17 protein-coding genes are annotated in these 20,841 nt (G+C 42.4%); 9 read left to right on the plus strand and 8 right to left on the minus strand.

Features of this window, described 5'->3' with window-relative positions; all coding sequences use genetic code 11:
- Positions 1 to 102: 102 nt before the first annotated feature.
- From A4G13_RS00790 to A4G13_RS00800, 3 genes are read left to right on the plus strand one after another with little or no spacing between them, the layout of a single operon-like run.
- Entirely contained in the window at positions 103 to 615 is a 513-nt protein-coding gene (locus tag A4G13_RS00790) for a TRAP transporter small permease (RefSeq protein WP_090654317.1), read from the plus strand.
- 14 nt (positions 616 to 629) lie between these two features.
- Complete coding sequence (locus A4G13_RS00795; RefSeq protein ID WP_090654320.1) at positions 630 to 1,919, plus strand: TRAP transporter large permease; 1,290 nt, start codon at positions 630 to 632, stop codon at positions 1,917 to 1,919.
- A 48-nt stretch (positions 1,920 to 1,967) separates the two neighbouring features.
- On the plus strand, positions 1,968 to 3,020 hold the full coding sequence (locus A4G13_RS00800; protein WP_090654323.1) for a TRAP transporter substrate-binding protein: 1,053 nt from the start codon (positions 1,968 to 1,970) through the stop codon (positions 3,018 to 3,020).
- A 64-nt stretch (positions 3,021 to 3,084) separates the two neighbouring features.
- On the opposite strand, the gene A4G13_RS00805 is transcribed toward A4G13_RS00800, so the two are convergent.
- The 5 genes from A4G13_RS00805 to A4G13_RS00825 form a co-directional block, all read right to left on the minus strand.
- Positions 3,085 to 4,167 carry an extracellular solute-binding protein gene (locus A4G13_RS00805; RefSeq protein WP_090654325.1) on the minus strand — a complete coding sequence of 361 codons (1,083 nt, stop codon included), beginning with the start codon at positions 4,165 to 4,167 and terminating at the stop codon, positions 3,085 to 3,087.
- Positions 4,168 to 4,190: 23 nt separating this feature from the next.
- The gene (locus A4G13_RS00810) at positions 4,191 to 5,039 is read right to left on the minus strand and encodes an ABC transporter permease (protein WP_011199760.1); all 849 of its coding nucleotides are present in this window, start codon (positions 5,037 to 5,039) and stop codon (positions 4,191 to 4,193) included.
- Positions 5,036 to 5,905 carry an ABC transporter permease gene (locus tag A4G13_RS00815; RefSeq protein WP_011199761.1) on the minus strand — a complete coding sequence of 290 codons (870 nt, stop codon included), beginning with the start codon at positions 5,903 to 5,905 and terminating at the stop codon, positions 5,036 to 5,038. Before A4G13_RS00815 ends, A4G13_RS00810 begins: the two co-directional genes overlap by 4 nt.
- Positions 5,902 to 6,975 (minus strand): ABC transporter ATP-binding protein, encoded by a 1,074-nt coding sequence (locus A4G13_RS00820; RefSeq protein ID WP_090654328.1) that lies wholly within the window; start codon positions 6,973 to 6,975, stop codon positions 5,902 to 5,904. Before A4G13_RS00820 ends, A4G13_RS00815 begins: the two co-directional genes overlap by 4 nt.
- A gap of 230 nt (positions 6,976 to 7,205) precedes the next feature.
- The gene (locus A4G13_RS00825) at positions 7,206 to 7,691 is read right to left on the minus strand and encodes a single-stranded DNA-binding protein (RefSeq protein WP_011199764.1); all 486 of its coding nucleotides are present in this window, start codon (positions 7,689 to 7,691) and stop codon (positions 7,206 to 7,208) included.
- A 151-nt stretch (positions 7,692 to 7,842) separates the two neighbouring features.
- Here A4G13_RS00825 and uvrA point away from each other — a divergent pair, with 151 nt between their 5' ends.
- From uvrA to mreD, 6 genes are all read left to right on the plus strand, one after another.
- On the plus strand, positions 7,843 to 10,674 hold the full coding sequence (gene uvrA / locus A4G13_RS00830) for an excinuclease ABC subunit UvrA (RefSeq protein ID WP_090654330.1): 2,832 nt from the start codon (positions 7,843 to 7,845) through the stop codon (positions 10,672 to 10,674).
- A 234-nt stretch (positions 10,675 to 10,908) separates the two neighbouring features.
- Positions 10,909 to 12,009 carry a NapC/NirT family cytochrome c gene (locus A4G13_RS00835; protein ID WP_090654332.1) on the plus strand — a complete coding sequence of 367 codons (1,101 nt, stop codon included), beginning with the start codon at positions 10,909 to 10,911 and terminating at the stop codon, positions 12,007 to 12,009.
- A gap of 27 nt (positions 12,010 to 12,036) precedes the next feature.
- Complete coding sequence (gene torA / locus A4G13_RS00840) at positions 12,037 to 14,511, plus strand: trimethylamine-N-oxide reductase TorA (protein WP_090654334.1); 2,475 nt, start codon at positions 12,037 to 12,039, stop codon at positions 14,509 to 14,511.
- 224 nt (positions 14,512 to 14,735) lie between these two features.
- Positions 14,736 to 15,788, plus strand: coding sequence for a rod shape-determining protein (locus A4G13_RS00845; protein ID WP_011199769.1), 1,053 nt, complete (start codon positions 14,736 to 14,738; stop codon positions 15,786 to 15,788).
- 92 nt (positions 15,789 to 15,880) lie between these two features.
- A complete protein-coding gene (gene mreC / locus A4G13_RS00850) occupies positions 15,881 to 16,942 on the plus strand; it encodes a rod shape-determining protein MreC (RefSeq protein WP_090654336.1) in 1,062 nt (353 codons plus the stop codon).
- Positions 16,942 to 17,430, plus strand: a complete 489-nt coding sequence (gene mreD / locus A4G13_RS00855) for a rod shape-determining protein MreD (protein ID WP_090654338.1) — start codon at positions 16,942 to 16,944, stop codon at positions 17,428 to 17,430. Before mreC ends, mreD begins: the two co-directional genes overlap by 1 nt.
- Positions 17,431 to 17,512: 82 nt before the next feature.
- Here mreD and leuD read toward each other — a convergent pair whose 3' ends face one another.
- The 3 genes from leuD to leuB all read right to left on the minus strand — a co-directional run bounded on the left by leuD (position 17,513) and on the right by leuB (position 20,818).
- Positions 17,513 to 18,115, minus strand: a complete 603-nt coding sequence (leuD, locus tag A4G13_RS00860) for a 3-isopropylmalate dehydratase small subunit (RefSeq protein ID WP_090654340.1) — start codon at positions 18,113 to 18,115, stop codon at positions 17,513 to 17,515.
- 93 nt (positions 18,116 to 18,208) lie between these two features.
- Positions 18,209 to 19,618 carry a 3-isopropylmalate dehydratase large subunit gene (gene leuC / locus A4G13_RS00865; protein ID WP_090654342.1) on the minus strand — a complete coding sequence of 470 codons (1,410 nt, stop codon included), beginning with the start codon at positions 19,616 to 19,618 and terminating at the stop codon, positions 18,209 to 18,211.
- A gap of 123 nt (positions 19,619 to 19,741) precedes the next feature.
- A complete protein-coding gene (gene leuB, locus A4G13_RS00870; protein ID WP_011199777.1) occupies positions 19,742 to 20,818 on the minus strand; it encodes a 3-isopropylmalate dehydrogenase in 1,077 nt (358 codons plus the stop codon).
- Positions 20,819 to 20,841 lie beyond the last annotated feature (23 nt).

Raw genomic sequence — 20,841 nt, forward strand, 5'->3', positions numbered from 1 at the left:
TTTTGTTTATTTGTGATCTTTTTCACGTTTTTTATTTATAAAAGTTGTTAATATCCAAACCATGCTAGTAATGCATTAGTTATTAGTAGTAAGGGAGGATATATGTCTTTTTTAAAACAGATTGAATTATTACTTTCTAAAATCAACACGCCTATTGCTAATGCCGGGCGGCTGATTGGCGGCGCTTTACTTGCCGTAATGACCGCTATTGTATTAGTACAGGTATTTTGTCGATATTTATTTCAGAGTCCGTTGAGTTGGACAGATGAATTGTCTTGCTACCTGATGATTTACATGACATATCTTTGTATGCCGCTAATTTATCTGGAAGATAAAAATATAGCAATGACGTTTCTCACGGAAAAAATCCAAGGCACAAGAATAAGCCATTTATTATTATTTTTTGTTCATATCCTAGCGCTCATCCTGTTTATTGTATGGATTTATTTTGGATGGCAATTTTTCTTAAAAGGAAATGTGATGGCAAATAGTTTGCCAATTAAGATGTACTATGTGTACATCGCTCCTCCATTATTCTTTTCTATTACCTGCTTATCAATTCTTCAAAAGATTGTCAGCGAGTTAAATAAGTTTGTTAATTATCAACCTGAATAGATAGAGAGGTTTATATGGTTTCACCTATCTTTATTTTATATTTCTTAATTTTATTGTTAATTGGTGTTCCTGTTTTATTTTCATTAGGATTATCCCCGATTATTGCACTCTTTCAGGATGATAAAATCTTATTTATCAATATGCTGTATCAAAGATTATATTCCGGGTTAGACAGTTTCTTATTATTGGCATTGCCATTTTTTATGTTAGCCGGTGAACTAATGGTTAACGGTGGTATCACAAATCGAATAGTTACTTTTTCTCAAACAATGGTGCGGCATTTAAAAGGCGGATTAGGTCATGTTGTGATTCTTGCCGCAACAATGTTTGGTGCGTTAACCGGATCTGCCGTAGCCGCAACTTCAGCTATCGGTAATATGCTTATTCCTGAAATGGAACGTTATAAATATGATAAAACTTATGCTGCCGCATTAACGGCAGCCGCAACGGTATTGGGTACGATTATCCCGCCAAGTGGTATTATGCTGATCTATGCTTTTGTAATGAATACTTCTGTTGCAGCTATGTTTATGGGCGGTGTTGTTCCGGGCATTATTCTTTGCATCGGATTAATGGTTATAAATAATTTACAAATTAGAAAATATCCTGCTGTGCAACAGTTTGAAAGGGCATCCCAAGCGGAACGTTGTGCCGGTTTTAAAATGGCAATCTTACCTTTATTAACGCCAATTATTATTTTAGGCGGGATTTACGGTGGTATTTTTACTCCGACGGAAGCGGCGGCGGTAGCGGTATTCTATGCGTTGATTTTATCTGTTTGGATTATGAAACATTTAAAATTTAAAGATATTTTACCTATGTTTGCCCGAGTAGGTGTAAACGCGGCAGCAATTCTTATCATTGTTGCGGCGGCAAGCGGGTTTGCTTCCGCGGTAAGTTTGTCCGGTGTCGCTAAACAAGTAACAACATTTCTGTATTCCATCAGTGATAATAAATACGTACTTTTTTTTATCGTTAATATTTTCTTATTTATTATTGGAATGTTTTTAGATGCAGGTCCCGCAATCTTAATTTTTGCCCCGATTTTAGCGCCGATTATGACGAATGTCGGTATTGACCCGGTTCATTTTGGTGTTGTTATGGTCTCTAACTTATCAATAGGCTTAGCGACACCGCCGATGGGGTTAGTTTTATTTGTTGCATCGGGTGTGTCGGGAGTGCCGCTACAAAAAATTTCTAAAGCAATTCTTCCGTTCTTATTTATTGAAATGTTGATCATATTGCTTATGTCGTTTTTCCCGCAAATTGTCATTGGATTACCACAGGTTTTAGGTCTAATGTAATTATTAATATTATCTAGTTTATTAAAAACTGTTATGAGGATATTTACTATGAAAGTTAAAAAAATGCTTGTACTTAGTGCGCTTATTGCCGGTTTTACTTCAACCTATGCCGCAGCGGAATATAAATTTACCGTTCCGATTGTGACAAATACGGACAGCTATAATTATCAGTCATTATTAGTTTTTAAAAATATTGCGGAGTCTCATTCTAATGGAGAAATTACGGTTGATATTTATCCCAGCGGGCAATTATGCGGTAATGCAAAGGAATGTCTAGCCGGTGTTCAAGCGGGAATGTTTGATTATTTCCAAACAACCATTCCCGAATTGGCTTATTACTGGAAACCTATGGCAGGTTTTGACCTTCCTTATTTGTTACCGGATGACAGAACCGCAGAATGTGTATATGACGACAAAGATTTCTTATCCGGCGTTCGTACTAATGTGTTAAAGACAACAAACAATTTAAGATTAATGATGGTTTCCAATTCAGGCGGTTGGCGGAATATTGCCACGACTAAGAAACCGGTGCATGCACCTACAGATGTCAAAGGGCTAAAACTAAGAACCGTTCCCGCTCAAATTCAACAGGAATTGGTAAAAGCGCTTGGTGGCGCACCGACACCAATTGCTTGGCCCGAAGTTTATACCGCATTATCAACCGGTATGGTAGATGGTACTAAAAACGGTATTGTAGATATTGTTCAAATGAAGTTTCATGAAAGCTTAAAACATATCACCCTTGACGGTCATGCTTATATGGGTGGTGCATGGGTAATGAATAATGATAAATTTAATTCTTTACCGGATCATTTGAAAAAAGTAGTCATTGATGCCGTAGTCGCTCAAAACCAGTATTTGAGAGCGTATCCGAAATGGAAAGAATTTGATGCTTATGAAGAATTCAAAAAAGCGGGAGGTACAATATATAGTCCTAATGCTCAAGAGAAAGAAACTTTCAAAAATGCCTCTAAAGTTGTGATAGATAATTATGTGGCGAATGCGGATGACGAGAGTAAAGATTGGTTAAATAAATTTGAGTCTCAAATCAAAGCTTGTGAAGCAAAAATTGAACAAGAAGATAAAGCGGCGTTACAGTAATTAATATAAATGAAAAAGTGCGGTAAAAATTTTCGAATTTTTGACCGCACTTTTAGTTTATTGGTTATCTGGAGACAACTTCTTTAGTAAATGCTTCCATTTCTGCTTTTCTCCATGGGGTAGAGAAGAACAGGGTATCTCTTTTACCGGATTCGCTATCCAGAGGTCGGACGCCGAATTCCTGACTTAATTTTTGTTGTACTTCAGGTGAAGTAAGCCAATGAATAAATACTAATGATGCAGCGGGATTAGGTGCATTTTTGGCAATGGTCGCAACATTACCGCCCCCCGGCATACCGAATTGAGGTACATAGAATTTTAAACGGGTTGTGATAGCGCCTTGTTTTTGTAAACTGAACAAGTGATCCTGCCAGGCCGAAACAAGAACTAACTCACCGTCATTTAAACGGGTCAGGCTATCGGCGTTAGAGGCGGTACGAATCATGACATTTTTACGGGCATTAAACCATTCCCAGGTTTTTTTCCAGTTGGCTACTTGTGCCGCATCTACCGTAGGTGTCATATAATCATATTCACCGTTTACATAAACCAATGCGCGCTGGATAAAGGCATTTCCCGAACTGCCGCCGTTAGGGTCGGAATAGCCGAATTTTTTAGGATTTTGTTGGATATAATTTTCTACGTCTTGCCAGCTTTGAGGGAGTTGATCTTCTGTAATCCGTAGCGGATCATATGCAAAACCGGTTTGATTTCCCCAGTAACCGACGGCGGTTTCACCTAAATCCACACCTTGTAAGAAATGATTTAATTTACCGAAATTCGGTAACTGTTTGATGTTTGCCAATACGCCGTTATTTGTCACATTGCTAACCCGATCCGCACTGAGTACAACAACGTCCATTTTCCCTTTTTCTAAATTTTTTTCAGCAATAAGTTTATTGATATTGCCGTCTAAAGTACCTTCAGGCACTTTTACCTGAATACCGTATTGTTTTTCAAATTCTTTTACGAATATGCGGAATTGGGGTTGTAAATACCATACGCTGACGGTCAGTTTGCCCTCTTTCTTAGCTTGAGCTTCAATATCAGGCCAAGATTTATCGGTTAAATTTTCCGCCTGCGCAAAGTTTGCTACGGCGAGCGCCGTAATGGTGAGGGATAAGGCTTTTCGTAATATGTTTCGCATAGATTACTCCTTGCTTGTGTTAATTATGCTTTTCCTGTGGATTGAGATAAATAATTACCTTTTAATAATTTTTCGATAATCATCATTAATATAATGTTCGGTACCAATAAAATAATAGAGACTACGGCTGCATTCGGTCTGATGAACGAATAACCTAAGAACGAATATAAAATTGTCGGCACGGTAATAAAGTCAGGCGAACCGATAACAAAAGAGATAGCGAATTCTTCAATACTTTTCACCAGACAAAAGATGATTGAGGCGAGGAAGCTCGGTTTTAACATCGGCATATAAACGTCTTTAAAAACGGTGAATTTTGACGCGCCTAAATCTCGGGAGGCCTCTATCAGATCCTGTGGTACGGAGGAGAAACCGGCGGACAGAATACGAATGGCATAAGGCAAGGTTAATACGACATGCCCGATGACAATACCAACGAACGGGTTACTGATATTTAAATCCAATAGCATTCGGCTGAAAAATAATGCGATGATCATACCGGGAATAACCAATGGAATTAGGGTGAGTAATTCGGCAATTTTTTTCCCTCTGAATTCCATTCGCCCGAAAGCGTAAGCCGTAGGAATAGATAGGCTAATAGTAATCAAGGATACCGTCGGTGCTATGGTATAACTATTAAACATGGCTTCCGGCAAGGAAGTGTTTTCCCATACCATTTGCCAGCGTTCCAACGAGAGTGACGGCGGGAGAATATCCGGATAACTCCAAGGCTGTTTAGGATCAACCAAAGACCATAACCCAGCCATTAAAAACGGTAAAACCAGCCAAATAAAATTCACTAAAACAAAGAAAGTAAGAGAAATCCGGGCAATTATTTTGCTGTTTTTGGTTGTAATTTTAGCTGAACTCATTTTATGTCTCCCCGTTTAACCGCTAACGGTTTGATTATGATTGATACTAATATTGTGAAAAAAGCGGATGTTAACATAATCATCATCGCCATTACGGCACTTTGATTCCATTCTTCAAATTCATAAGCGGACATTTGCATTAAGCGCGCTAAAGAATAAGTACTGCGGGGACCTGCAATACTGTAAAAGGCAAAATCGCCTAATGCGCCGATAAAAATTAATATGAAGGAAACCTGCACCGCAGTTAAAGTCAGCGGAAAAATAACATAACGGAAACGTTGCCAGGAGGTTGAACCTAAATTAGCTGCGGCATCCAATAGATCCGTTTTCAGTGAGTTGACCGCTCCGCCAATTAAAATCAAAGCAAAAGGAATATTTTTCCACATTTGCAGAATAACGACCCCCCAACCGAATTCGTCATTTTGTAATGTTTTGGGTTCATGCCAAATACCTAAAAATACCATGGTTTCATTTAAGATACCGTGGTAAGAAATCATATTGACAAAAAGAAACGCGGCGACTAATCCGGGGACTAACATTGGAGCGCGCAGGATAGTAATGATAGTGACTTTTGCCGGTAATTCGTTGCGTAACCACATAGCTATCGGGTAAGAAACAATAATAGAAAGAATTGCGCCTAATAATGAGACTTTAACCGAATAAATATAGGAGCTCTGAAAGACCGAATTAGTTAGCACATCATGCCAATATTGCAAGGTGAAACGGCTGTCTTCACCGCTTATATTATATAAACCGAGGCTTTGAGTGACGACAATGTAAAAGGTCGACCCCATAAGAAACAGAATCGTACCTAAACCGCTGCATAATAATAACCATGCTTTTAAATCTTTTTTTATCCCTTTCATTTTACAGACTCCAAAAATTTAATTGCATCACGCGGAACGCAGAACGACAGTTGATAATTTTCTGTTAATTGAGGGAATTTTGTTAATTGTAAGCGCAGTTTTTGTTCTTTATCATCCTTGCGTATGAGCGCTTGAATTTCTGTAATATTACCCATGAAAGCGGTATGAGTAACATCAACCGTCAACATATTTTCTTTATTTTCCGAAGCCGACACGATTTCAATATCTTCAGGGCGGAAGCAAATATAAATATGATCAGACTGAGGTTTTATTTCCGAATAAACAGTGAAATTACCATAAATGGAATTTACCTCATAAAGGTTGTTTTCCATTTCTTTTACATGCGCCTCGGTAATATTGGCAATGCCAATAAAATCGGCGACAAAACGGTTAATCGGATGATGATAAATTTCTTGCGGCGAACCGATTTGCTCAATTTTTCCTTTATTCAGTACGATGATTTTATCCGACATTGATAAGGCTTCGGCCTGATCATGGGTCACATAAATACTGGTCAGATTATATTGTTTGGAAAGTTGTTTAATCTCAAATCTTACGCTTTCACGTAATTTTGCGTCTAAATTCGAAAGCGGTTCATCAAATAAAATAACATCGGGGCGGGTTACCATTGCCCGGGCTAACGCCACCCGTTGTTGCTGACCGCCGGACAATTCATTCGGTAATTTAAGACGATGGATTTCTAAATCCATTTGTTTGATCGCTAAATCAAGCCGTTGTTTTTGTTCATTAATATCAATTTTACGTTGCTTCAGACCATAACAAATATTGTGCGAAACGTTTAAGTGCGGGAAAAGAGCGTAGGATTGAAAACACATTGCTGTATTACGCTTTTCCGGCGGGATTTCATTGACATTTTTACCGCCGATTAGAATTTCACCTTCGTCCGCAATATGAAACCCCGCAATCAGTTTGAGTAAAGATGTTTTCCCGCAACCGCTTGGACCCAACAAGGTAACAAATTCGCCTTCTTCAGCCGTAAAGCTGATATTATTTGCAGCATAAAAATCACCAAATTTTTTAGTAATATTCTTTATTTCTAGTTTTGCCATGTCCGTTTGCTCCATACATCTTTTACTCTATTTTAAGTAAGGATTACGCTCGGAACCGGAAAAAGTCAATATACAAGGGAAGGGTAAGTTTAAAACTGTGATTTTTCTCACAAAGTTGAGGAAGGTGAGGTTAAAATTTAGACAGAAATAATCTATATAATATAATTTAATTTATGCTGAGAAACAGGGACTAAAAAACCCGGAAAAACCGGGTTTTTGCATATAAGTCCTTAAAACGGAATATCATCATCAAAGTTATCCATTGCGGGTTCCGCTGCCGGCGCCGGACGGGTTGCAGGTTGTTGACGAGCTGCACTCGCTTGAGGTCTTGAGAATGATTGGTTTGGCTGTGGTGCGGCGAAGCCCGCATCGGCAGTTTGACCGCGACCGCCTAACATTTGCAGTACGTCGCCTTGAATTTCCGTAGTGTAACGATCCTGACCGTTCTGATCCTGCCATTTCCGGGTACGTAAACGACCTTCCACATAAACCTGCGAACCTTTACGTAAATATTCGCCGGCCACTTCCGCCTGACGACGATAAAATACGATACGGTGCCATTCCGTTACTTCGCGACGTTCGCCGGTGTTTTTATCCGTCCAGCTTTCACTGGTTGCAACACTGATATTGGCAACCGCTTCACCATTGGGCATGGTGCGAATTTCCGGATCATTACCTAAGTGTCCGACGATAATGACTTTATTAATTCCTGCCATAATTTCCTCTATGTTTTATTTTAAAAATTTGTCTTATTTTGCCCGAAAACCGAGAAAAAATCTATAAAATTTAACTGGATATTTTCACAGTTTATAAAATATGCGATAATGCTCGCAATTTTGAAAAATTTTGGCTTAAATTTAGGATGTTATGGACGTTATAGATATTCGTGGGGCGAGAACACATAATCTTAAAAATATCAATTTAATTATTCCTCGCGATAAATTAATTGTAATCACAGGACTTTCCGGTTCGGGTAAATCCTCTCTTGCTTTTGATACTCTTTACGCAGAAGGGCAGCGCCGTTACGTGGAATCGCTTTCCGCTTATGCCCGCCAATTTTTATCCTTAATGGAAAAACCGGACGTGGATCATATTGAGGGCTTGTCGCCTGCAATTTCTATTGAACAGAAATCCACTTCCCATAATCCTCGTTCAACAGTAGGAACCATCACTGAAATTCATGATTATCTGCGTTTGTTGTTTGCCCGGGTGGGTGAGCCGCGTTGCCCGACGCATAATGTGGCGTTAACTGCGCAGACTATTTCCCAAATGGTGGATAAAGTGCTGACATTACCGGAAGGCCGTAAAATGATGTTGCTTGCGCCGGTGGTAAAAGCCCGTAAAGGGGAACATGTCAAAATTCTGGAACACATTGCCGCACAAGGTTATATTCGAGCCCGCATTGACGGCGAGATTTGTGATTTATCCGATCCGCCGAAATTGGAATTACAGAAAAAGCATACTATCGAAGTGGTGGTGGATCGTTTTAAAGTACGCGCCGATTTGGCGACGCGTCTGGCGGAATCTTTTGAAACCGCACTCGAACTTTCCGGCGGTACGGCGGTTGTCGCCGATATGGAAGATGCAAAAGCCGAAGAATTAGTGTTTTCCGCCAATTTTGCTTGCCCCCACTGCGGATATTCCGTGCCGGAACTCGAACCTCGTTTATTTTCTTTCAATAATCCTGCCGGCGCTTGTCCGACTTGTGACGGTTTAGGCGTGCAACAATATTTTGATGAAAAACGGGTAGTTCAAAATCCTGCGGTTTCTCTTGCCGGAGGTGCGGTAAAAGGTTGGGATCGCCGTAATTTCTATTATTATCAAATGCTGACCTCCCTTGCCGAACATTATCATTTTGATATTGAGGCGCCTTATGAGGAATTACCAAAAAATATTCAACAGGTCATCATGAACGGTTCCGGCAAAGAGGAAATCGAATTTAAATATATGAATGATCGTGGTGACGTTGTCGTTCGTCGTCATCCGTTTGAAGGTATTCTAAATAATATGGCTCGTCGTTATAAAGAGACGGAGTCAATGTCGGTGCGTGAAGAACTAGCAAAAAACATTAGTAACCGCCCTTGTTCCGACTGTGGCGGTTCCCGTCTGCGCCCTGAAGCCCGGCATGTGTATATCGGGCAAACAAATTTGCCGGATATTTCTGAAATGAGTATCGGCGAAGCCTATTCGTTTTTTGAAAAACTAGCATTAGCGGGGCAAAAAGCACAGATTGCAGAGAAAATTTTAAAGGAAATTAAAGAACGGTTATCCTTCTTGGTGAACGTGGGATTGAATTACCTTTCCCTTTCCCGTTCGGCGGAAACCTTATCCGGCGGTGAGGCACAACGTATTCGCCTTGCCAGCCAAATCGGCGCCGGGCTGGTGGGCGTAATGTACGTGCTGGACGAACCCTCTATCGGGTTGCATCAGCGCGATAATGAACGGTTACTTAATACATTGATTCATTTAAGAAATTTAGGTAATACGGTTATCGTCGTGGAACATGATGAAGATGCAATCCGACTGGCGGATCATATTATTGATATCGGACCGGGTGCGGGCGTTCACGGCGGAAATGTGATTGCTGAAGGAACGGCGGAACAGATTATGCAAAATCCGAATTCTATTACCGGTAAATTTTTATCCGGTGAGGAAGAGATCGAAATTCCGCAAAAACGTACCGCAGTTGATAAAAAGAAATTTCTGCATTTAAACGGCGCTGCGGGCAACAACCTTAAAAATGTGAATTTAGCCCTTCCGGTCGGTTTGTTTACCTGTATTACCGGGGTGTCGGGTTCGGGAAAATCGACCCTGATCAACGATACTTTATTCCCGATTGCGCAAAATGTGTTAAATCGTGCCGATAATATTGAATATGCACCTTATAAATCCATTGAAGGGTTAGAGTTTTTCGATAAAGTCATTAATATTGACCAAAGCCCGATCGGGCGGACACCTCGTTCGAATCCGGCGACTTACACCGGGCTATTCACGCCGATTCGCGAATTATTTGCCGGCGTACCGGAGTCGCGTGCCCGCGGTTATAACCCCGGACGATTTAGCTTTAATGTACGTGGCGGGCGTTGCGAGGCCTGCCAGGGTGACGGTGTGTTAAAAGTTGAAATGCATTTCTTGCCTGATGTTTATGTGCCTTGTGATCAATGTAAAGGCAAGCGTTATAATCGTGAAACGCTGGAAATCCGTTACAAAGGTAAAACCATTCATCAGGTGCTGGATATGACGGTGGAAGAGGCGCGGGAATTTTTTGATGTTGTTCCGATGATTGCCCGTAAACTACAAACGTTGATTGATGTGGGTTTGTCCTATATTCGTTTAGGGCAGTCTTCAACAACCCTTTCCGGCGGCGAAGCGCAACGTGTCAAGCTGGCGACGGAATTATCGAAACGGGATACGGGGAAAACCCTTTATATTCTTGACGAGCCGACAACCGGTTTACATTTTGCCGATATTAAACAGTTGCTTGAAGTATTGCATCGTTTACGAAATCAAGGCAATACCATTGTGGTTATCGAGCATAATCTTGATGTTATTAAAACCGCCGACTGGATTGTGGATTTAGGGCCTGAAGGCGGTAGTGGCGGCGGTGAAATTATCGCAACCGGTACGCCGGAAGAAGTGGCTCAAAATCCGCTTTCCCATACGGGACGATTCTTAAAACCGATTTTAGCGAAAAAATAAAATTTTTGACCGCACTTTTCAATTTATAATTAAAAGTGCGGTCTTTTTTATTCTATTTTTTTATTTTGATGTAGCTCACAAAAATCAAAATTAATCGTATTAGTTAATCCATTCAGCAATTTTTATCCCCTCGCTTATATTGCCCTCTTTATTTCTTTTAATTATACTTTCCCTCATTATAGGTAACTATAAGTAGTTAATTTTTATATCTTTTTAAAGAGGTGGGATAAGGAAATGTCGAAACGCAAAAAAATTTCAATATGGGCTGCGGCTGTTTTACTGGTGATTGGTGCTTTATTGTTATTGGGCGGTCAATATGTCATGAAGGCGACCAGTTCTACGGAATTTTGCGTAAGCTGCCATTCAATGGAATATCCTGCCGAAGAATGGAAAACATCCGGTCATTTTTCCAATACAAAAGGAATAAGAGCGGAATGCGCAGATTGTCATATTCCTCATGACGGCATTGATTACGTCAAAGCTAAAGTTATTGCGTTAAAAGATGTATGGTTCACTTTGACCAATAAAATCCCTGACCGGGCTGCGTTCGAAGAACAGCGCGGAGAACTGGCTCAACGGGTTTGGGATGAAATGAAAGCGAATGATTCCGCTACCTGCCGTTCTTGTCATAATGAAGATGCCATGATTGTTTCGGAACAATCGGATTCCGCGCAAAAAATGCATAAACTCGCAAAAGAAACCAATCAAACCTGTATTGATTGTCATAAAGGACTGGTTCATTTTATGCCGGAGACACATGCGGTTGCTTCCGTTCAGGAAAATGTACCGGCACAAGCGGCGCAAATTGTCGATAATCAGCCTTTGTATGCTTCCAATGTTTCAACGGCAACGCTGATTGACGGCGGTGAGGCGCGTTTATTGCCTTATGCCGAATTGGCAAACTGGAAAGAAGAAGACAATAACTTTATCGGTACTATTGAAGGTTGGCAACAAACGGGAGCCGAAAGCTTAATTTATAAGGAGTTAGGTAAGCGTATTAATGTTGCAGTATTAAATGAGGAAGCTAAAACTCATGTAAATGTAGTTAACACCGTCCATGATGAAGTGACCGATTCGGATTGGAAACAAGTGAACATTAACGTTAGCGTACCGAAAAGTGCGGTTACTTCTAACTTAGAATCTTTAAATCAATACGGCCATAATTTAAACCAAACTCATTGCAGCGGTTGCCATGCGGCGATTGGAGCGGATCATTACACGGCCAACCAATGGATTGGGGTAGTCAATTCAATGAAAGATCGTACGTCCATGACGGCGAATGAAGTAAGAGCGCTTACTATCTACTTGCAACGTCATGCAAAAGATATGCACTAACTTTTATGACCTAACAGGGGAATAAATATGAAAAAAGTAAATAACAGTCGTCGTAACTTTTTAAAAAGTTCATCCTTGGGATTTGCCGGTGCTTCTATGGCAACCGCAACTACCGGCGGTATAACAGGTTTATTGTCAGTTACCGCTAATGCGGCGGAAACAAACTCAAAAACAGTAGTTACCGCAGCCCATTGGGGGCCTTTAGGTGTGGTGGTTGAAAATGGCAAAGTAGTGAAATCAGGACCGGCTATTGCGGCACCGATTGAAAACGAATTACAGTCTGTGGTTGCAGATCAACTTTACAGTGAAGCCCGGGTTAAATATCCGATGGTTCGTAAAGGTTATCTTGACGGCAACCAAGATCGTAGTTTGCGCGGTCATGATACGTGGGTTCGTATTTCGTGGGAGCAGGCGTTTGATCTTGTTGCAAAAGAAATGAAACGTGTGCGGGAAACTTACGGCGCTTCAGGTATTTTTGCCGGATCCTACGGTTGGTATAGTTCGGGTGCTTTGCATGCCGCCCGTACTTTATTGCACCGCTATATGAATATTACCGGCGGTTTTGTCGGCACAAAAGGCGATTATTCAACCGGAGCAGCTCAAGTGATTATGCCGCACGTATTGGGTACCATTGAAGTTTACGAACAACAAACCAGCTGGGAAGTGATTCTTGAAAGTTCCGATACGATTGTTTTATGGGGCGCCAATCCGTTAGCGACGATGCGTATTGCCTGGACTTCAACGGATCAGAAAGGTCTTGAATATTTTAAAAAATTCAAAGAAACGGGTAAACGTATTATTTGTATCGACCCGGTTCGCAGCGAAAGTTGCGAATATTTAGGTGCTGAATGGATCCCTATAAACACGGGAACGGATGTGCCGTTAATGTTAGGTATCGCTCATACTTTAGTTAACGAGAATAAACATGATAAAGAATTCTTGAAAAACTATACTACCGGCTATGATAAATTCGAAGAATATTTGTTAGGTAAAATTGATAATCAACTTAAAACTGCGGAATGGGCGGAAAAAATTTGCGGTGTGCCGGCACAAACTATCAAACAATTAGCTGCGGATTTTTCTGCAAAACGAACAATGTTAATGGGCGGTTGGGGTATGCAACGTCAACGCCACGGCGAACAATCCCACTGGATGATGGTGACACTGGCTTCAATGCTTGGTCAAATCGGCTTACCGGGCGGCGGATTCGGGTTGAGTTATCATTACTCAAACGGCGGTGTGCCAACTGCAAGAGGCGGTATTTTAGGTTCTATTACGGCAAATCCTTCAACCCAGGCCGGCGCGAAAACCTGGTTGGACGACGTATCTAAATTCTCTTTCCCGTTAGCCCGTATTTCCGATGCGTTATTAAACCCGGGTAAAACCATTCAATATAACGGCACGGAAGTTACCTATCCGGATATTAAATTAATTTATTGGGCGGGCGGTAATCCGTTTGTTCATCATCAGGATACCAACACCATGGTAAAAGCCTGGCAAAAACCGGAAACTATTATTGTTAATGAAGTGAATTGGACACCGACGGCGCGTATGGCGGATATCGTTCTTCCGGCAACGACCAGCTATGAACGCAATGACTTAACTATGTCCGGCGATTATTCAATGATGAATATTTTTCCGATGAAACAAGTGGTGGAACCGCAATTCGAAGCAAAAAGCGACTATGATATTTTTGCCGAACTTGCCAAACGTGCGGGCGTTGAAGAACAGTTCACCGAAGGCAAAACTGAAATGCAATGGTTGAAAGGTTTCTATGAAACGGCGTTTAATGCCGCCCGGGCAAATCGAGTATTAATGCCTAAATTCGATGATTTCTGGAATGAAAACAAACCTATTACCTTTAATTCGACGGATAGTGCGAAAAAATGGGTGCGTTATGCCGAATTCCGCGAAGATCCGCTGTTAAATCCGTTGGGAACGCCTTCCGGTAAAATTGAAATTTATTCAAACACGATTGCGAAGATGAATTACGACGACTGCAAAGGCTATCCGAGTTGGATGGAACCGGAAGAATTTGCCGGCAATGTAACTGCAGAAGAACCTTTAGCGTTGGTAACGCCTCATCCTTATTATCGTTTACATAGCCAGCTTGCCCATACCTCATTACGGGAAAAATATGCGGTGAAAGATCGCGAACCCGTACTGATTCATAAGGATGATGCGGCGGCTCGCGGTATTGCAAACGGCGATATTGTCCGGGTATTTAATAAACGCGGTCAGGTTTTAACCGGTGCGGTGGTGACTGACGGGGTGATTAAAGGCACTGTAGCAATTCATGAAGGCGCTTGGTATGATCCGCTGGATCTCGGACAAACAGAGCGACCTTTATGCAAAAACGGTTGTGCCAACGTGTTAACTCGAGATGAGGGAACATCAAAACTGGCACAAGGCAATTCGCCGAATACCTGTATTGTGCAAGTTGAAAAATATACGGGAGAAGTGCCCGAAGTCACCGTATTTAAGCAACCAAAAATCGCTTAAAATTGACCGCACTTTTTATCTCGGTCTGATTTGATTTAATGAATGACATAAAATCCCAGTCTAATATTTTGATAGATTGGGATTTTTCTTTTAATTATTCCGCTTTATTTGAAATTTCTGTAAAATTCACTGTAAAAAAAACGGATTTTTTGATACATTTAGCACAATTTTTTGCAAACTCCATATAGAGTTTTAACCATTTTTAATTTATTAACGGAATTCGTATGTTATTTAAAAAAATTCGTGGTTTATTTTCCAACGACTTATCTATCGATTTAGGTACGGCAAACACCTTAATTTATGTGAAAGGTCAGGGTATTGTACTTGATGAACCTTCAGTGGTGGCAATTCGTAAGGATCGCGTAGGCTCATTAAAAAGTATCATTGCGGTGGGTAAAGATGCCAAAATGATGCTTGGTCGTACTTCGAACAACATTGATGCAATTCGCCCGATGAAAGACGGCGTAATTGCCGATTTTTTCGTAACCGAAAAAATGTTGCAGCATTTTATCAAACAAGTGCATAGCGGCAATTTCTTGCGTCCTAGCCCTCGCGTCTTAATTTGTGTGCCTGCAGGCGCAACTCAGGTTGAACGCCGCGCGATTAAAGAATCGGCAATCGGTGCGGGTGCTCGCGAAGTATATTTAATTGAAGAGCCGATGGCTGCGGCAATCGGTGCGAAATTACCTGTTTCAACCCCAACGGGTTCGATGGTTATTGACATCGGCGGCGGTACCACTGAAATTGCGGTAATTGCTTTAAACGGTGTGGCTTATTCTTCATCAGTCCGTATCGGTGGTGACCGTTTTGATGAAGCGATTATAGCTTATGTTCGCCGTACTTTCGGTTCTATTATCGGCGAAGCGACAGCAGAACATATCAAACAAGAAATCGGTACCGCTTATATTCAGGATGAAAGCGAAGTGAAAGAACTTGAAGTTTATGGCAGTAATCTGGCCGAAGGGGCGCCTCGTGCGTTTCGTTTAACTTCTCATGATGTGTTGGAAGCTATTCAGCAACCGCTTGACGGCATTGTTACGGCAATGCGAACTGCGCTTGAAGAATGTAAACCTGAACATGCGGCGGATATTTATGAACGCGGTATGGTTCTTACCGGCGGCGGCGCATTATTACGCAATATTGATGTATTGCTTTCTAAAGAATCGGGCGTACCGGTAGTGGTTGCCGAAGACCCGCTAACTTGTGTTGCTCGCGGTGGCGGCGAAGCCTTGGAAATGATCGATAAACATGGTGGCGATATCTTTAGTGAAGATTAATCTTAATTAATAACCTCATGATAATTAAGTAAAAAAAGTGCGGTAATTTTCACCGCACTTTTGATTTAGTAATTGGTATAAATAGTAACGATATGAAAACAATTTTCACCAAAGCGCCTTCGCTTGGGTTACGTCTTGTTCTTGCCGTGATGTTGTCTGTCGGCATGATCCTGTTTGACGGGCAGACTAATATAATGATCCAAACCCGTAATTTTATTGATACGGCAGTAGGCGGCTTATACTATTTGGCAAATACACCGCGAACAGTGCTGGATAATGTATCGGATAATCTGGTTGATACCAATAAATTGCAAATCGAAAATAAAGTTCTTAAACAACAACTCCGTGAGAAAAACGCCGATCTTCTTTTGTTGGATCAATTAAAAGTTGAAAACCAGCGTTTACGCCTCCTATTAAATTCTCCTTTACGTACTGATGAATATAAAAAAATAGCCGAAATTCTAACCGCAGAAACGGACGTTTACCGCCAACAAGTAGTTATTAACCAAGGTCGGAATGACGGCGCTTATGTGGGACAACCCGTTATTGATGAAAAAGGTGTAATCGGGCAGATTATTTCTGTGGGAGAAGCCGCCAGTCGAGTATTACTGCTGAGCGATGTTACTCATTCCATTCCCGTGCAGGTGCTGCGTAATGATGTGCGTGTGATTGCGAGCGGTACGGGCAGAACCGATGAATTAACGCTGGATAATGTGCCGCGTTCTGTGGATATTGTGAAAGGGGATTTATTGGTGACCTCCGGTTTAGGCGGACGATTCCCTGAAGGTTATCCGGTTGCGGTGGTCGAAAATGTATCTCGTGACGGTTCAAATTATTTTGCCACGGTTAGCGCGAAACCTTTGGCTTCTTTAGAGCGGTTACGTTACGTTTTATTGGTATGGCCCGCCGGCGACGATATCCACAAGGCGCAAGCGGCTTCGCCGGAAGATGTACGTAATGCGGTGAAACAACGTTTGGCGAATACGGCTTCCGAACAAAAGAAAATTCCGGTAACGGAAGATGATGCGACAAAAGCGCCGGTACAACTAAATAATAGCGAAGAAAACATTCCTTCGCCGGAAAATCTTCCGGAGATGAACCGTAATGATACGCAAGTGGATCCCGAGCTAAAAGAGCATAGAGAGGAAGATTAATGAAAGGCAATTTCTTTGTACAATTATTCGCATTATTAGCGATATTTATTGTGGCGTTAGTACTGGAAATTTCGCCTTGGCCCGCAGGATTTCATAGCTTTAAACCTGCCTGGTTGGTTTTGGCATTAACCTACTGGGTTTTGGCTTTACCCACAAGAATTAATATCGGCACGGCATTCATATTCGGTGTTGTTTGGGATGTATTGCTTGGTACCGTATTGGGCGTTCATGCGCTCGTGTTGTCCTGTTTTGCTTATTTAATTGCCCGTTACCATCAGATTTTGCGTAACTTATCCCTTTGGCAACAAAGTTTGCTGATTGTCGTCTTAGTCTTTTTTGTTCGTCTGGGTGTTTTCCTGCTTGAACTCTTTATTCACAGCGCCGAGTTTGACTGGAAAGAAATCTTCGGTGCGCTAATCAGCGGATTATTATGGCCTTGGGTATTTTTATTATTGCGTAAAATCCGCCGTCAATTAGGTTTGCATTAGTTGTGTTTATCATAGGAATAGACATAAAAGTGCGGTCAAAAAATCTTGAGTTTTTTGGTCCGCACTTTTTTATGATTTATTTTTAACGCAAAAACGCCGGAATTTTACTTTCGTAAGCGGCGATAGCGTCTTCGTGCTGAAGGGTTAAACCGATATTGTCCAAGCCTTCCAGCAAGCAGTGGCGGCGGAATTCGTCCAAATCAAAATGATAGACTTTTTCACCGACAGTGACGGTTTTCGCTTCTAAATCCACGTCGATTTTTTTACCCGGATTTGCCCACACCCATTGGAAAATCTCTTCCACTTCCTGCTCGCTTAATTTAATCGGCAACATATGGTTGTTTAAACTGTTGTTGTAGAAAATATCCGCGAAACTCGGCGCAATCATCACTTTGAAACCGTAGTCCGCCAATGCCCAAGGAGCATGTTCGCGGGACGAACCGCAGCCTAAATTTTTGCGGGCAAGTAAAATACTGGCACCCTGATATTGCGGGAAATTCAACACGAATTCCGGATTCGGTTGGGTTTCCGCCGCATCTAAATAACGCCATTCATGGAATAAATGTTTGCCGAAACCTACGCGGGTGATGGCCTGTAAAAATTGTTTCGGAATGATTGCGTCGGTGTCCACGTTTGCTGCGTCCAGTGGAACCACTAAGCCTGAGTGTTGTTTTAAGCCTGCCATTTTATCTATCCTTGTCATATTTTGTAGGGGCGGATTTTATATCCGCCCTAAAATTAAGGTCTCAACGGGCGGGTATAAACCCTGCCCCTACGGTTAATTTAGAGATACATTGCGAATATCGACGAATTTGCCGAATACCGCCGCTGCCGCCGCCATTGCCGGACTGACTAAGTGAGTGCGTCCGTTACGCCCCTGACGGCCTTCAAAATTGCGGTTTGAAGTAGACGCGCAACGTTCCCATTCGCCCAAACGGTCGTCGTTCATGCCTAAGCACATGGAACAGCCCGGATTACGCCATTCGGCGCCCGCTGCCAAAAAGATTTTATCCAATCCTTCTTTTTCCGCTTGTTCTTTCACTAAACCCGAACCCGGAACTACTAATACGCGTTTCACGTTATCCGCTTTTTTACGGCCTTTCATAACCGCCGCAGCCGCCCGTAAATCTTCAATGCGGGAGTTGGTACAGGAACCGATAAAGACTTGATCCACCGGCACGTTTTTCAAATCGGTATTAGGTTCTAAACCGATATAAGCCAGGGCTTTTTCCGCCGATGCCTTGGTCACGGGATCCGTCATTTCCGCCGGATTAGGTACTAATTGGTCAATGCCGATCACTTGACCCGGGTTCGTCCCCCAAGTAACTTGCGGAGCGATATCTTTGGCTTCCAGAACCACAACCGTATCGAATTGTGCGTCTTCATCGGATTTTAACGTTTTCCAATAAGCGACGGCATCGTCCCAATCTTTGCCTTTCGGAGCGTGCGGACGGCCTTTTAAGTATTCAAAGGTAGTTTCGTCCGGTGCAACCAAGCCCGCTTTCGCACCGAATTCAATGGCCATGTTACATACGGTCATTCGTCCTTCCATAGAAAGATCACGAATGGCTTCGCCGCAAAATTCCACTACATGACCGGTACCGCCCGCCATGGTGGTTTTGCCGATAATGGCAAGTACGATATCTTTTGCAGTAATACCCGGATTGACTTTGCCGCGTACTTCAACTTTCATGCTTTTGGTTCGGGCCTGTTTCAGGGTTTGGGTCGCTAATACGTGTTCCACTTCGGAAGTACCGATGCCGAAGGCAAGAGCGCCGAAGGCGCCGTGGGTTGCAGTGTGCGAGTCACCGCAGACAATGGTCATCCCCGGCAAAGTTAAGCCTTGCTCAGGCCCCATGACATGCACGATACCTTGTTCTTTGGTATTCATATCGAATAATGAAATCCCGGTGGCTTTACAGTTTTTATCTAATTCCAGCACCTGAATTTTTGCCTGACCTTCAAGTTTGTTCACATCACGGACTTGGGTTGAAATACTGTGATCCATGGTACCGAAGGTTTTGCTTACCTGGCGCACTTGGCGACCGGCTACGCGCAGACCGTCAAATGCCTGCGGTGAGGTGACTTCGTGAATCAAATGCCGGTTAATATAAAGAATCGGCGTTTCGCCTTCCGCTTCATAAACAACATGAGCGTCGAATAATTTTTGGTAGAGTGTTTTTGCCATAATATTATCTCGTAGAAAGTGCGGTCGTTTTTCCGCTTATTTTCGAAGGGACAGGCTTTATGCCTGCCCGATAAAGACCATAAGGTCGAGCGGGGCCAGGGATATAAACCCTGGCCCTACGGATTAAATTGCATTTGCAATCAGCGTACCCATTTCCGCCGTTGAAACAGGTGTCGAATTATCCGCTAAATCGCCGGTACGATGGCCGTCAGCCAAAACTTTTTGTACGGCGTTTTCAATTGCAGTTGCCGCTTCATTTAAGTTAAAGCTATAACGCAACATCATGGCGGCGGACAAAATCTGTGCAATCGGATTTGCAATACCTTTACCGGCGATATCCGGTGCGCTGCCGCCTGCGGGTTCGTATAAACCGAATCCCTCTTCGTTCAGACTGGCAGACGGCAACATTCCCATTGAGCCGGTAATCATCGCCGCTTCATCGGAAATAATATCTCCGAAGATGTTGGAACAAAGCAACACGTCAAAACTTTCGGGCGCTTTGATAAGTTGCATGGTGGCGTTATCAATATACATATTTTCCACCTGAACTTCCGGATATTCTTTAGCGATTTCCGCCACGGTTTCGCGCCATAAAATAGAACTTTGCAATACGTTCGCTTTATCCACGGAAGTCACCTGTTTACGGCGTTTCATCGCGGCGTCGAATGCGGCGCGGGCAATGCGCTCGATTTCATATTTGTAATATACTTCGGTATCAAATGCGCGGGTATCGGAACCTTCGCCGTCACGGCCTTTCGGCTGACCAAAATAAATGCCGCCGGTTAACTCGCGGACCACCACCATATCAAAGCCTTTTGCCGCAATATCCGCACGTAACGGGCAGAATTTTTCCAAGCCTTTATAAAGGGTCGCTGGACGCAGATTACAGAATAATTTGAAATGTTTACGTAACGGCAATAACGCGCCTCGTTCCGGCTGTTGATCCGGCGGAAGATGGGTCCATTTCGGGCCGCCTACGGAACCGAATAAAATCGCATCGGCATTGTCACAACCTTGTAAGGTTTCCGCCGGTAAGGGTTCCCCTTTTGCATCGATTGCCGCACCGCCCACAAGGTATTGAGTGAAATTCAATTTAAAACCGAATTTTGCCTGGACTTTATCTAACACTTTAATGGCTTCCGCCATTACCTCTGGGCCAATACCGTCACCCGGAAGTACCGCTACGTTGTATGTTGACATATTGTTTTTTCCTATTTATTTCT

Source organism: Basfia succiniciproducens (genome assembly GCF_011455875.1).
Taxonomy (GTDB): domain Bacteria; phylum Pseudomonadota; class Gammaproteobacteria; order Enterobacterales; family Pasteurellaceae; genus Basfia; species Basfia succiniciproducens.

What these genes read in the sequence shown, in the direction of transcription:
- mreC (WP_090654336.1), top strand. Translation starts at nt 15,881, where the DNA reads ATGAAAACAATTTTCACCAAAGCGCCTTCGCTTGGGTTACGTCTTGTT.
- leuD (WP_090654340.1), bottom strand. Translation starts at nt 18,115, where the DNA reads ATGGCAGGCTTAAAACAACACTCAGGCTTAGTGGTTCCACTGGACGCA.
- leuC (WP_090654342.1), bottom strand. Translation starts at nt 19,618, where the DNA reads ATGGCAAAAACACTCTACCAAAAATTATTCGACGCTCATGTTGTTTAT.
- A4G13_RS00845 (WP_011199769.1), top strand. Translation starts at nt 14,736, where the DNA reads ATGTTATTTAAAAAAATTCGTGGTTTATTTTCCAACGACTTATCTATC.
- A4G13_RS00810 (WP_011199760.1), bottom strand. Translation starts at nt 5,039, where the DNA reads ATGAGTTCAGCTAAAATTACAACCAAAAACAGCAAAATAATTGCCCGG.
- A4G13_RS00825 (WP_011199764.1), bottom strand. Translation starts at nt 7,691, where the DNA reads ATGGCAGGAATTAATAAAGTCATTATCGTCGGACACTTAGGTAATGAT.
- A4G13_RS00835 (WP_090654332.1), top strand. Translation starts at nt 10,909, where the DNA reads ATGTCGAAACGCAAAAAAATTTCAATATGGGCTGCGGCTGTTTTACTG.
- A4G13_RS00805 (WP_090654325.1), bottom strand. Translation starts at nt 4,167, where the DNA reads ATGCGAAACATATTACGAAAAGCCTTATCCCTCACCATTACGGCGCTC.
- mreD (WP_090654338.1), top strand. Translation starts at nt 16,942, where the DNA reads ATGAAAGGCAATTTCTTTGTACAATTATTCGCATTATTAGCGATATTT.
- A4G13_RS00815 (WP_011199761.1), bottom strand. Translation starts at nt 5,905, where the DNA reads ATGAAAGGGATAAAAAAAGATTTAAAAGCATGGTTATTATTATGCAGC.
- torA (WP_090654334.1), top strand. Translation starts at nt 12,037, where the DNA reads ATGAAAAAAGTAAATAACAGTCGTCGTAACTTTTTAAAAAGTTCATCC.
- uvrA (WP_090654330.1), top strand. Translation starts at nt 7,843, where the DNA reads ATGGACGTTATAGATATTCGTGGGGCGAGAACACATAATCTTAAAAAT.
- A4G13_RS00820 (WP_090654328.1), bottom strand. Translation starts at nt 6,975, where the DNA reads ATGGCAAAACTAGAAATAAAGAATATTACTAAAAAATTTGGTGATTTT.
- A4G13_RS00800 (WP_090654323.1), top strand. Translation starts at nt 1,968, where the DNA reads ATGAAAGTTAAAAAAATGCTTGTACTTAGTGCGCTTATTGCCGGTTTT.
- A4G13_RS00795 (WP_090654320.1), top strand. Translation starts at nt 630, where the DNA reads ATGGTTTCACCTATCTTTATTTTATATTTCTTAATTTTATTGTTAATT.
- leuB (WP_011199777.1), bottom strand. Translation starts at nt 20,818, where the DNA reads ATGTCAACATACAACGTAGCGGTACTTCCGGGTGACGGTATTGGCCCA.
- A4G13_RS00790 (WP_090654317.1), top strand. Translation starts at nt 103, where the DNA reads ATGTCTTTTTTAAAACAGATTGAATTATTACTTTCTAAAATCAACACG.